The following is a 13,049-nucleotide window of genomic DNA, read 5'->3' as shown; positions in this document are numbered from 1 at the left end:
TGTATTTTTAACCACATAGTTTAATTTCAGACGTTGGATTTCACCTTTTAACCCATCGGCAATAAAATCAGCAACATCATCGTGATTTCTAGTGGCTCGCATTTCTACAAGTTCTCCATTCACGAGTTCATAAAATCCCCCGTCTTCGGGATAATGCGCTAGAAATTGGTCAAAGGTTAAGTTTTTCCGAGTGGCGATCGTCATGACTACATCAGCTAGGGTTTACGCTCATCCATGATTATTCTATCCGACTGCCCAAAAATAGGTCAAACCGGGGCAATTTTAGAAATTATACCCATTGCTGAAGCCTTCGGGATTGACTACGAACCGTTCCCAAAACCTTCATAACAGTCCGACGTTTAGAACCCTAACTCCGGGTTCCATCCTTGAATTTTCACTGATTCTAAAATTGCAGATTGCCAAAATTTATTAACCCAGAAGCCTGGAATTTCTAAAACCAGTAGACAGAAAGACAGCTTCTGTGACTATCGTAAAGATTCGGGCATTTCATAAAGAATGGTCGCCGATCCCACCTCAGACCAGCCGACATTTTCCCATAAAAATTCTCGGAATAACTCTGCTCGTTCTCGGCTTAGAAAAGAAGCCACCTGAATTGCTTCCTGATTGTTATCTTGGCGAAGCATTGGATAGGCATCCCGGCAAAATCGCGCTCTAACTTGCTGCAAATTCCTCTCACTTTTTTCCAGGAAAACTGGATAAAATTGCACGGGATAGGCATTCGGGTCAGCAGGAGGGAGATCGCCGCAGCTAGACAGGGGATAAACAGCCGTTTTGAACGGATTGAGTGGTTCGGCAGTCGGTTCAAAAGCGCGGGGTGGCTCAGGTGGAGAACTCAGATCATCGGGAGGGTTTGACGTTAACGGTGCAGGATTCGGACTGAGCCAACGGCTTAACCCAAAACCAGCCAAACCACAGAACACCATTGCAACTCCAGCGACAAGCCCCCATTGCCAAACCCCGAACCGAGAAGGGGATGAGGGAGGAATTTGTGTAGCTACAGACGCAGGTACAGGACTCGGGCGATCGCTGAGGGAAGACAGGGGGAGAGGCGATTCAATCACCGTCGGCGGTACAGGGGTCAAAGGGGTCGGATTGAGCGCTTCGTGCATCTGCCAGACATTGCCATAGCGCTGTTCGGGATGGGAGGCGATCGCCCGATTCAGGACTTCTGCAAGGCGATCGTTCACCATACAATAGTCTTCCCACTGCCAAGTTCCATCAGCATTTCTTAACAAATCCGGTGCTTTCCCCGTCAGCAACACCACCATCGTCACCCCCAGAGCATAGATATCGCTAACCGGAGTGACCAAGCCAGTTTTTTGGCGTTCCGGTGCGAGATACCCTTCAGGAATGACCACATCAGGCGATCGCACAAACCGCGCCTGTCGCGAGTCGGCATCTTGTACCAACGTCTCCAAAGCAATACGACCCTGCACCCCTGCGCCATCCTGCATTAGTTGAAATAGCACCTGTTGCAAAATCGCCATCACCTCATCTTCAGAAAACCGTCCCCCTGGACGTTCTGCTAATAAGGTGCGGTAACTTTGATTGCCTCCATTCCGATTCATAGCCGTTCACCTTTGAGAATGAGTGGGAAAAGCTTATTCCATTTGCCGGATAATTTCCGACAGTTCCCGAGACTTAATAATAGAACTCAGGGGATAATTACTTTGACTCAGCTTGCCAGTCCCACTCAACTGCGTCGCTTGATGCAAGTAATCCATTTCTCCAAAATTTTGGTAGCCTTTAATCGGGGTGATGCGATGATTGCAATAATAACAGCAATAGCTCAAAACCAATTCAAACAACTTTAAATCCAAGGGTTCAAATCCCTCGCCATTGCCGTCCCTGACCATTTTCCAAATATCATCCGCATCAAAGGGAGGAATTTGCTCCAAATAAGTAAACTTTTTGGCAATTCCCCGGACCAGTTTTTCAAAAGTTGCCTTGGGTTTTTCGGGAGAAGGATTATAAATGCGATCGCCAATATGCATCTCTCCACCCTGACTGTTGTACATCTTTCCACCCTGGGTAGTGTACACCGTTCCCCCATCCGCTTGATAGTTCGTCGAACCTTGTTGGTTATAAACCGGATTTTGATAAGTTTTTGACCCTTGATTATTCGTCGTGTAAGTATCTTGACTGCTGGTATGAATTGACCCTCCAATCGCCACATTGCCGGTATTTTTTCCCTTGACCCCAATCACATCTCGACCCGCTTGAACCACTTGCCGAATTTGTTCTGCCGCCTCATCCTTCACCGCATCCCATCCTCCCTGCGGTAATCCTTTTCCACCCCGCAGCAACCCGATCGCCACAGCAAAATCCTCATTAGAAATATCAAAATTTGGGGTTTGGGTTGTCCCGAATTCACTCGCCGCACTATCGGGAACTGTTTTAGCGAGATAATTCATCAAATTAGAAAGACGCACCACCGTATCATCCGGGGAATTTCCAGCACCTTGCAACGCTTGAATCAGATGGTAAGTGTAGATACTCATCAAATTGTCCTTTCTCATCCAAGACTTTTCATTCCCCGTACAAGAGGTAAATACTGCCCGTCCTTTACCTTGAGAAAGCGCATGAATCAAGCTTTTTGCCGTAGCAGTTTCCGCAAATCTCGGTGGAACTTTCAGGGCGATCGGCTCCCCTTTCGTCGCCGCCATTCCCTGAGCATGACAACAGTCAATCACCACCAAAACTCGCTGAGATTCAATCTGCTGAATTGCCTTCGTAAAGACATCTGCCGCCAACGCCGACCCCGCAAATTCCTCCGGATCTGGCTCAACATCATGAGGAATGAGATAGTAATGTCCAGTGTTTTTATCCAGCCAACCATGACCAGAATAATAAATCAACACCGTACAATCAGGATTTTCATGGGCCTTGACTTTCAGCCAATCCAACCCCTCTAAAATATTAGTTTTGGTAGCGCTTCCATTATGCAATAACCGGATATTTTCTTCAGGATATCCACAGAGTTCCGGTGCAATCAAAATTTGATACAGCGCTTGAATATCTTTAACCGTCACCGGCAAAGACCACCGTTTGTACTCGCATTCACCCACCCCGATTAACAAAGCATAGCCCTTATCAAAGGTATTAGCCATCCCTCTAACTCCACGATTTAATTTCGTTTTATTCTAACAAATTCTGACGCAGTTCATTAACCGATTGAGTTTTGATAAATCCAGGTTTCCGCTGGCGCACCTGCTGCCGAATCGTATGAGCCGTATTTCGAGCCAAGCTGTCTTGGACTTTATCAAAGTTAAACGTTTGACTTGCATCTATAATTTCCCGATCTTTGGAAACCATGACTGGAAAACGAATGCTTTGGCTATCTGTAGTCGTAATTTCAATAATTTCATAATTGACTATTTTGTAGTCTGAATTATGGTTTTTTAGTTTGGATGATAACATTTTGTAGTATCCTGAAACAACTTCTTCTTCTTCATCAATTTCATGATTGACTATTTTGTATTCTGAATTATGTTTTTTGAGTTTTGATGATAACATTCCGTAGTATCCTGAACCAGGCTTTTCTTCATCGCTCGTGTTGGATAATATTTGTGAGGAGGCATTGGATAATTCTTGAGTTTTAACCGAAACAATACTATCATAGAGATATTCACAAGTTTCATCTTCTAATGATAATCCAGTCACAAAATTCCATTTGCATCGATAATATGCAATGAAATTTTGACAAGGATAAATGGCGATAAAACTATAAATGCTATATTTATATTCTCCATCAAGTCCTCGCTCAACATAATAATTGTGGGGACCCACCATGTTCCTAAAGAGAACCAGATCGAATAAATTGTATTTGCTGAGTTCTTCATTAATCCCACTGATTAATACAATCGGTTCTGCATCAAGGATATTTCCTAAATCTTGGCCGAGGGCTTCTAATAATCTCAGTTCAGCTTTTCCCTTCTTAACCAAGTTTTCTCTATCCATGAGTAACCATTTCATGATTTTCTCATCTGTGGCTTTAGGATCGGGCAGTTTTGGAGGATTCTCTACAGTATAGAAAGCTAAAATAAGGCCAAAAATTAATAAAATTGTGGCCCATACAAATTGTTGAAATAGCACTAAAATCAAAAGACTGGCTATAAACCCATAAATATAAAGCCCTTCTTTTTTTGGCCACCGTTTTTCCTTGATAGATAGGATTAAGTCATCCAGGGCTTTTTTACCCAATAGTTCTTGTTCATTGCTTGCAGTCCGGCGTTTTTTGAGATATTCAAAATATTCACGAATTAACGCTCTATCGGGTTCTGAGGAAATCACCCCTGGTTTGGCAGCAGGCATCGTGGTGGGATAGGACGGGGGTGCGGAGTAAACCGGCGGTTGAGGAGGTGCGGTAACGGGTTGAGGAGTCGTTATGGGTGCGGGGTGGGGTGCGGGGGTGGTTTCGCTTCCGGCAGGGGTAACAACTAGATGAATTCCACTGCCTAAAGTCACTCTTTTTTGGGCAACCAGCGGATAATCGCTAACGGGTTGGTTATCAATAAATGTGCCAGTGCTACTGCCTAAGTCGTAGATATGCCAGGTTTTACTAAATTGGTCAAAACTAAACTTGAGATGATAGGTAGAAACCTGGGAGTCTGTCAAGCGAATTTCACAGTCAGAAGCAGTCCCGACCGCGTATTCCCGAGTCGGTTTAAGGGTGTAGGTATGACCCGTATGTTCTATCAACAGTTTGAGTTCGTTCATGGCTCTAATTCCGGGTAATTGAATGAATTAACAGGGAAGCGGGGAGATTGCAGAGGAAAAAATTTCCCCAGGTTGAGGGGAGTGCGGGTACAAATCAGAGATTGTTGTACCCGGCTGAAACCAGGAATGATTTAGAATTCAGGCTTATTATACCCGAGCTATTGAGTTAGCAACTTATCATTTTGTTAATTTTTATGTCAAATTTTAAAAGTAATGGTCACTACATTTTGGGTGCGTGCGAGTGATCCGGTTTCCGGGGCGATCGCACTCCCCCAAATTCCAGCAAGATGCTCGCACTCCCCCAAATTCCAGCAAGATGCTCGCACTCCAAAAATGGGGTGCATCCGATGTTTGGACAGTTTGCCCTCATCCCCCGGAGCCCCATTCTCCCAGAGTGGGAGAAGCCCTGACCCTAAGTCCCTCTCCCACTCTGGGAGAGGGACTTAGGGTCAGGGAGGCTTTCATTGGGATGCTCCCCAAAAATATAGCTCATCACTGTCGGAAACGTTATATTCTCCTCAAATAGTAGAGTCATAAACTGTGGACTAACCCGCCTCGCTTATCTACTCAAAAGTCATGACAATCGAGAGGCGGTCTCCGGCGTTATCGGGAATCACAGGAATCTCGTATGAATTATCTTTTTCGATTAATAAGCAGAGGGCAGAATTGGGTTTTGCGGCGTAAACAATTGAGGGGATTTCGGGAGAATTTGGAGAGGTTACTCGGAAATCCCAAGGACGTTGTTGGGAGTCAGGCACTTGCAAGACCCAATGAAGTTGAACCCTGAGTTTGCCGTCACTGGGCGGATTTTCCCCGGGGAAAAGGCGATCGCCAGGACGAAGGCGACTACAACTTAATTCCCGACGGACTGTCACCGGAATTCCCGTAAGTTCGGCGACCTTTCTTTTCAAGTTGGGATTTTGAAGTTGCCACACTATTTGTTTAACAATAGAGGGACAGGCCCGGGATTGAATCCAGGGAATAAGATTGCAGATATCGTGACTAGATTCTTCCCTAATTTGCCGAGTCCAAGGGGCATCATTCAAGGCCAGAGTAAGGGCGGCTAATTCTTCAGAGGGTAGGAGAGAAATAAGTTGAAACGAAGGACTTTTTGGGGTTAAGGGAAAGGTAATTTCGGGATAAAAATCGCTTAACCAGGGAGGGGAGGTCCGGAGAATTGGACCGGGATAGTCGAGGGGATTAACTGGGTTTTGGAGTTGGGGAATTTGGGGATAGGGTTGACCAGAAATTGGCCTAAAAGTTTTCAGAGAAAGGTCAGAATGCCAGACAAACCACTGGAGGTGATCCGGGAGAGTTTGAGTGACTTGAGAGGGGGATAACATCACTAAGGAATCGCTATGTTCAGTCACAATAATCAGTTCTCCCGGTTGCAAGGGTTGTTCGGAAATGAGTAGGGGACGATCGCCGGATTGTCTAAGGGGACGATAAACTTGAACCAAGGGAGCATGGAGTGGGTTGTTTTGAGGCGGCATCCAGACTCCCCAGGCAATCATTGGGGTAGAATCAGATGATTGCTTGAGGGTTAAACCCCAATGTTTTAAGAGTTGAGAAGCGGTCCTAGGAGTGCGGGGTCCGAGAAGGAAAAAGTTGTTTAATTGGGGTCCGAGTTCGCTGGATTTAACCGATGTGGCACTGAAGAGTTGACGGAGGCGATCGAGTTCCCATTCCAGGCGATCGCCGGGATAAATATAAAGGGGTTGGCGGATAATCATCATCAAACATTTAGGTTGTAATTGGCATTTTACAGAAGGTGATTGGGTAATAAGACAACTCCATTTCAGACCTAAAATAAACAGGCTATTTACCCGGATTATCAGTCAGATTAGAAGTTGTGGTATTTAACAATTCAAGATATGAGTGATGGCTTGTTCAAATTCGTCGCACTCATTCACCAGTCTTAAAACAACGCGCTCAAAGTAATTGGCATTGATGAGACTTATTTCCGCATTGTGCATAATTGAAAACACTTTTTGGCCGCTAATTTCTTCAATGCACCAAAATCCCAGCTTATAGGACGTATTTTTAAGCAGCAAGTAAGTAGAAAATACCCCGGGTATTTCAGAATCGCTATTAAATTTCAACCCGCTAGGCACAGAAAATTCTAGGGTATTTTCATAGCGGATAATAAACAGAGTTTGCGTATTGCCGGAGGAAGCATTGAATCGCAAAATTGCTCGGCGATCGTTAATGTCATTAATCCGCCATTTGAGTTGGCTGCAATAGTTTGCAATAGTCGAGCGGAAGTTGGTTCCCGAAAAAAGGTCAAGATTGATAGCCATACTGTCATTTAGAAAAAAGTTGAGTCAAGATAGGTGGAAAAGGAATTAACCCTCTAAATCATGAGTTGAGCCAAACTTAATCCATTGAATGTTTCAGATGCTTCTAACCTCACTGAACTGCTAAAATCATGAAATTTTGATTAATTTTTGGGTTTTTGGTGTTGATTTTGTCTTAATTTAGACTGAAACATTCTGGTTTCACCATTGTATCAAGTTGATTTTAAAAACCTCTAAACTTGAAGCCAACTTGAGAACAAGTTAAAGCCAATTTGACCGCAGGGGTGGGTTGGGGAGGCGATCGCCAAGGTTGCCGGTGAATAAACGGGTGGATTTTGTCGGGAATCTGAGCTTAGGTGTGCGGTTGGAGAAGGGCGATCGAATGTTTCCCTGAAACGGCAAATTGCAGCACTTCCTCCATTCCCGGATTTCTGCAACCGGAAAAAATTCCCTTTCCCATATTTCCAAAAACTAGAAAATCGGTGAAGATAGTATGATACCTTGATTAGATTAGCAGGGATAGGAGATTGAGACCAATTTGAACCCAATTTAAAACAAATTTACCGATTACATCTGAATTCAAGGCTGAAAATCGTTTTTACTAAGTGGTAGGACTCAAATGTACCAACTCACTCCACCGGAAAGAAATCATCGTCCTGTTCCCCTGAGTTCCGAACAGCGCAGACGGTTACAGGATAAATTCCTGAAAGATTATGACAATAAAATCAGTGACATTTTACAGGAGTGGCGCAGAGAATTGGCTAGTTTTGGAGATGCGCCAACGGAAGCCGAACTCAAACGAATTTTATCCGATAGCGCTTCGACTTGCGAGTATTGGTTGATTGATGGGTTATGTCGCATCTTGCTGAATCGTCCTTATCGGGACTACAGTCATCAAAATGTCCCTCGGGAATTGAAACAGGAGATTGCCGAAAAGTTAGAGCAGTTCAAGCAGGGTCGAGGTATTGCTTGGGGGAAATTTTATAAAGTTTGGGTTGACAAACTCAATGATTTATATCCACCCAGTTCAGAAACCGTGAGAAAGTTTCTCAACCCGGATCGTGAGACCTGCGAACATTGGGTAGTTAACGGGTTATCTCAGATTTTTCTGGACTGTTATTATGAGGAATGGATACAACAGTTTCTCTCTCCACCGGATATCAATTATCCTGGTTTGGAAAAAGCAACTGAGCAAAAAATGCCTCAGTTGGGACATTGGAAATTGACGGTAAAATTACCGTTGAAGAGTTGGGAAGACGAAGCGCCGGGACTGTCTAATTTCTATGGACGAGAGGAAGAATTGGCGACTTTGACCCAGTGGATTGTGAGCGATCGCGCTCGATTAGTGGTGTTACTCGGATTGGGGGGAATTGGTAAAACCTATTTATCAATCCGCTGCGCTCAAGAGATTCAAAATAATTTTGACCAAGTAAAATGGATTTCCCTGCGCCATGCTCCCCCTCTCCTCGAACTCCTGGGAAATTTAATCCAATGTCTGTCCCCTCAATTTTCTGTTAATTTACCCGAAACCTCAGCAGAGAGAATGAATCGGCTGATGGATTGTTTGCGATCGCAACGATTTCTGCTGATTTTCGATGAGTGGGAAATCCTATTAGCAACGGGGGAATTAGCTGGTAAATATCGAGAAGGATATGAGGATTATGGTCATCTCATCCGAAAATTTGCTCAAGAAACTCATCCCAGTTGTTTGCTGCTAACCAGTCGCGAACCTTCGGAACCCATGCCTTATTTAGAACAACAAAATTTGAGAACTCATCTGTGTTGCATTCAAGGATTAAAACCCGAAGCTGCACGAAATATTTTACAGGATAACCAACTCAAAGACCCAGGAGATTGGCACAAATTAATTGAACTTTATCGCGGTAATCCCTTGGCATTGATGACCATTGCTCCGATTATTACCGACTATTTTAATAGCAGAGTCTCCAGCTTTATTCAAAAGAATACAATGGTCGTCGATGATGGGTTAGAGGAAGTGTTAAGGCAGCATTGGGAAACGGTTTCTGAGGGAGAAAAAGAAATAATGTACGGGTTAGCAATTGCCCGAGAACCGATTTCTCTATCCACTTTAAAACAACAAATATTATACCCGATTTCCGAATCAGAATTTATCCAACTTGTCAAATCTCTGAGTCGGCGATCGCTGCTAGAAATCAGTACCCCAGAGGATGAAGCGCACTTTACCCTGCAACCGGCAGTAATGAAATATATCACCAAAGACTTAATCGAGGAAGTTTGCCGGGAAATCCTTGAAGTCATCCGAAGTCACAACTTAGATCCGGTTGAACGATTCCGAACCCATCAAATTGCCAGGAATTGTCCCCGAGACGCGGGAAGTTACTCCCGGCAAATCCGACTGATTCTCACCCCGATTAAAGAGAAACTGGTGATGAAATTGAGAAGCGATCGCCGTTTAGCCGTTTATCTCACCCAGATACTCACCATGCTAGATGGAAAATCCGCCCTAGAAATCGGATATGCCGCAGATAATCTTAAGAATTTGCTCAATCTATTGCCTAAATCTGAGAGCTAAAGCTATGATTAGCTTAACCCATTTCAAATCTATCAAACACCGAAAATTAAAGGGGTGTGAATCATGAGCGATCGCCAAGAATTAGAGGTTTCCCCAGAGTGGATCAGTTATTGCATTAATCCCCAATGCCAACAGCGACAAAACCCCGAAACCGAGCGAGTTTGTCAAAGCTGTGGTACACCCTTGTTTGTGGGCGATCACTATCGCCTCATCTCTCCCCTACGACCCCTGAATCAACCCACATCCACTGAACTATTTGAAGTCGAGGATTGGGGGGATAACCCTGAAAATAGCAACCCCCTGAAAGTTTTAAAAGTTCTAAAACCCACGGATAACCGGGCATTAATTCGCCTGTTTGAGCAAGAAGCGCGGGTTTTAACCGCGCTCAAACATCCCCAAATTCCCCGGGTTGAACCCTATAGTCCCTTTCTGATTCCCTTAAACTCAGGTATCATTCTCCGATGTTTAGTCCTGGAAAAAATTGAGGGAGTAAATTTAGAGCAGTGGGTCACCCAATCTGGCCCAATTTCTAACCATCAGGCTTTAGATAGTTTACGTCAATTAGCAGAAACTTTAACATTTGTTCATAGTAAAGGCTTTTTTCATCGGGATATTAAACCCGCAAATATTATGCGGTGTCCCAATGGAAAACTGGTTTTAATTGACTTTGGAACCGCCCGGGAAGTCACCGCAACCTTATTAGAAAAACGAGACAAACAAAATGTCACGCTGGTGATTTCCGAAGGATATACCGCACCAGAGCAACGGCAAGGAAAAGCACTTCCCAAATCGGATTTATTTGCCCTTGGACGCACGATGGTTTATTTATTAACCGGCTGTTCGCCCATAGAATTTGAAGACCCAGAAACGGGAGAATTAGTGGGCTGGCAAGCAGTTTGTCCAGATTTGAATCCGGCTTTGGCAGCAGCGATCGCTCAGTTAATTCACCCCATCTCCCACCAGCGCACTCGCAATCCTCAAATGTTGTTAAACCAGTTAGATCAGATTCAATTTGGGGGGGATAGTAATCCGGGGAACAATCCGGTGGCGGAGGCTAATCCGGCCCCTGACTATGTAATCTGGAATCGGATCCAAACTCGAATTACCAAGTTTATCCATTCTTCCCTGATTGCTAAAATTGCTTTGAACGGATTATTAGGGGTCGTTGTAGTCAGGGGATTGATTCCCTTGATTTCCCCCCAAATTGCCTGGAAACTCAATGACAAAGCGACGCAACAGCATATCAGCGATCGCCTAGAACCCGCAAAATTTTTGTATAAATTTGCCCTGATATTAGAGCCAGAATTTGGGAGCGCTCAGTATGGGTTAGGCGCAACTTGTGATAAACTGGGCGACTTAGATTGCGCGATCGCTTATTATGCTAAGGCGATCGCATCATCCAGCGATCGGGCCGCCTCTGCTGCTATGAACAACCTAGGTCGTTTGTATATTTTGAAGAAAAATTACGATCAGGCCCTCGAACTACTTATATCCGCCTTGGAAGGTGCAAATGAAACGTTAACCCAATCAGATATTCATAAAAATTTAGGGTGGATTTATTGGCTAAAAAAAGAATATACCAAGGCTGAATTCCATTTAAAAGCTGCGATCGTTCTCAACGACGAAAAACCCGATGCTTATTGCCTATTAGCCCAAGTATTGTCCGAGACAGGGGATAATCTCGGGGCAGAAAATACGGGGAAAAATTGCCAGATTCGCTATGAACCCAACAAGAGAAGACCCGAAGTTGAAACCTGGCTTTTAGCCTTTCAAAGTACCAAAACGATAAACCTTCCCAAACCCGAATAAAAAAATTAGCCCTCAGACGGGGAGAAAACTCCTGTAAATCCCGAACAATCCAGTGGAGACTGGAGATTGGACAGCATGGCGTGCAAATAGCATCGACAGTTGATCTCCAATCTCCACAATCTGGTAGGATTGAATCGGAAGAGCGATCGCAACCGGGAAATTCCCTCCCGGCAGTGCGATCGGCTTTTGATACTACTGCCTTATGGGGTCAGGGAGTCTCTTACTCACGGGTTAAGTTGGTTGGAGGCTGGTCGGGGCATTTAATCACGCTTGGAGACTCGATAATTTCTTGGGAAAACCCTGAGTTGGCGATCGATTGGATTTGGGACCCGATGGTGCTAAAATTAGAGGCTGCCATAATCAGGGAGGTAATCGCAATATTCACAAGGATTTCTAATTTGCTAGGCATGATGTCAACTCCTGCTGGATTCGCTTGGACTTCTTTTGAATTACCCTAAGCCTAGCCTTGAGAACAGCCTGCTTGCTGCTAATTGCTATTAAAAAGAATTAGCAACTCTGTTAGGAATCACCCGAGTTTAAAAATCTGGTTATTGACAGATAAAAATCTCCCCTTTTTGTTTATATCATAGGCTGGGAGTATGCAGTTACTAATAACGGTTAGCAACCTGATTAGTAGCCGTTTGGAGCGGATCTTAATTATTTAGGGTGGAGGAGTCATGAGCATCCAACAAATCGTCAACCAAGCAGCGGAACAATGGAAACTGGAGGAACTTTCCCTAGACTTAGGGGAAGCCAAAACGTTTTATAACAATGCACAAAGGCAGCAAAAGCTCTCTCTAAAAGAATCAGACTGTCTGTGCGGATTGCTCTGTGGTTACTCGCAACAACAAGTTGCCAAAATGCTTAATGTTGATGTCAATGGTCTGCGAGTCAATTTAAGTAATTATTTGTACCGATACATTGAAACCCTGGTTGAACAAAAAACAGAAAATCGACCGGAAATTGCTTGGGTAAAAATCCCGAAATATCTGGAAGAGTTAGGATATAAACGAACTTTTACGCCGCCTCCTACAGAGAAATGGGTGAAATGGAGACTATCCATTGAAGTGTCGGAAATCAGCCCAGAACAGCTAGAACAGATTCAAACCCTGCTTCAACAAATTCCAGGAAATGCTTCATTGAGATTGGATAAAATTGAAGAAGGCAGCATCCGTTTAGTGTTTAATGGCTATTTAGCCGGATTTGAACGAGTGCGGGAACTGTTTGAAAGTGGAGAACTCTCGAAACATTTGGGAGTAAAGGTTTTAGACATCCAGTTAGAACCTGTGAGTGAACAACCGGACCCCGTTAATCTGAGTGGGTGGTTGCAAAGTCAGATGAATCAAGCGATTGATGCGGGATGGCAGACGATTGATGAACTGTTTGGAATGCGATCGCCAGCGTTTCGTTCTGATTTAGCCAGTTACGCCAAAGATATCGAACCGGAACCGGATTTGCCGACGATTCAACAGGGAAAATCGATTGTTTTGGGAACGGCGTCTTTAGCGCTATTGGTGAAGCTTTCCCAGGAATCTGAGGGGGAAATTGATATTTTAGTGCGGGTTTTTCCGATTCAAGAGTCAACTAATTTGCCTGAAGAACTCAAGTTGATGGTTTTGGATGAGCAGGGAGAGATTTTGGAGGAAGTA

Annotated in this window: 10 protein-coding genes and 1 pseudogene; 3 read left to right on the top strand and 8 right to left on the bottom strand. The window is 44.2% G+C overall.

All coding sequences use genetic code 11. The features are described 5' to 3' along the window. From J0895_RS11130 to J0895_RS11100, 7 genes and pseudogenes are all read right to left on the bottom strand, one after another. Positions 1–204, bottom strand: a pseudogene (locus tag J0895_RS11130) (Uma2 family endonuclease); the annotation flags it as partial. Between the two features lie 281 nt (positions 205–485). Continuing rightward, positions 486–1,589 carry a serine/threonine-protein kinase gene (locus J0895_RS11125; protein ID WP_207088164.1) on the bottom strand — a complete coding sequence of 368 codons (1,104 nt, stop codon included), beginning with the start codon at positions 1,587–1,589 and terminating at the stop codon, positions 486–488. A gap of 33 nt (positions 1,590–1,622) precedes the next feature. Then, complete coding sequence (locus J0895_RS11120; RefSeq protein ID WP_207088163.1) at positions 1,623–3,131, bottom strand: caspase family protein; 1,509 nt, start codon at positions 3,129–3,131, stop codon at positions 1,623–1,625. Positions 3,132–3,159: 28 nt separating this feature from the next. Beyond that, positions 3,160–4,740 carry an FHA domain-containing protein gene (locus J0895_RS11115; RefSeq protein ID WP_207088162.1) on the bottom strand — a complete coding sequence of 527 codons (1,581 nt, stop codon included), beginning with the start codon at positions 4,738–4,740 and terminating at the stop codon, positions 3,160–3,162. Positions 4,741–4,937: 197 nt separating this feature from the next. Continuing rightward, complete coding sequence (locus J0895_RS11110; RefSeq protein ID WP_207088161.1) at positions 4,938–5,084, bottom strand: hypothetical protein; 147 nt, start codon at positions 5,082–5,084, stop codon at positions 4,938–4,940. A gap of 219 nt (positions 5,085–5,303) precedes the next feature. Further along, on the bottom strand, positions 5,304–6,476 hold the full coding sequence (locus J0895_RS11105; RefSeq protein ID WP_207088160.1) for a hypothetical protein: 1,173 nt from the start codon (positions 6,474–6,476) through the stop codon (positions 5,304–5,306). A 123-nt stretch (positions 6,477–6,599) separates the two neighbouring features. Next, positions 6,600–7,040, bottom strand: coding sequence for a hypothetical protein (locus J0895_RS11100; protein WP_207088159.1), 441 nt, complete (start codon positions 7,038–7,040; stop codon positions 6,600–6,602). A 616-nt stretch (positions 7,041–7,656) separates the two neighbouring features. Between J0895_RS11100 and J0895_RS11095 the strand changes: the two genes are divergently transcribed. Both J0895_RS11095 and J0895_RS11090 read left to right on the top strand, forming a co-directional pair. Beyond that, positions 7,657–9,591, top strand: coding sequence for an NB-ARC domain-containing protein (locus J0895_RS11095; protein ID WP_207088158.1), 1,935 nt, complete (start codon positions 7,657–7,659; stop codon positions 9,589–9,591). 63 nt (positions 9,592–9,654) lie between these two features. Beyond that, on the top strand, positions 9,655–11,400 hold the full coding sequence (locus J0895_RS11090; protein ID WP_207088157.1) for a protein kinase domain-containing protein: 1,746 nt from the start codon (positions 9,655–9,657) through the stop codon (positions 11,398–11,400). Positions 11,401–11,620: 220 nt separating this feature from the next. Here J0895_RS11090 and J0895_RS11085 read toward each other — a convergent pair whose 3' ends face one another. Continuing rightward, the gene (locus J0895_RS11085) at positions 11,621–11,809 is read right to left on the bottom strand and encodes a hypothetical protein (RefSeq protein ID WP_207088156.1); all 189 of its coding nucleotides are present in this window, start codon (positions 11,807–11,809) and stop codon (positions 11,621–11,623) included. A gap of 268 nt (positions 11,810–12,077) precedes the next feature. On the opposite strand from J0895_RS11085, the gene J0895_RS11080 reads away from it, so the two are divergent. After that, on the top strand, positions 12,078–13,049 hold a 972-nt coding region (locus J0895_RS11080; RefSeq protein ID WP_207088155.1), incomplete at its 3' end, for a DUF1822 family protein.

Source organism: Phormidium pseudopriestleyi FRX01 (assembly GCF_017313335.1).
Taxonomy (GTDB): Bacteria; Cyanobacteriota; Cyanobacteriia; order Cyanobacteriales; family Laspinemataceae; genus Laspinema; species Laspinema pseudopriestleyi.
Note: the sequence above shows the minus strand (reverse complement) of the source record. Positions and strands in the feature narration are given on the sequence as shown.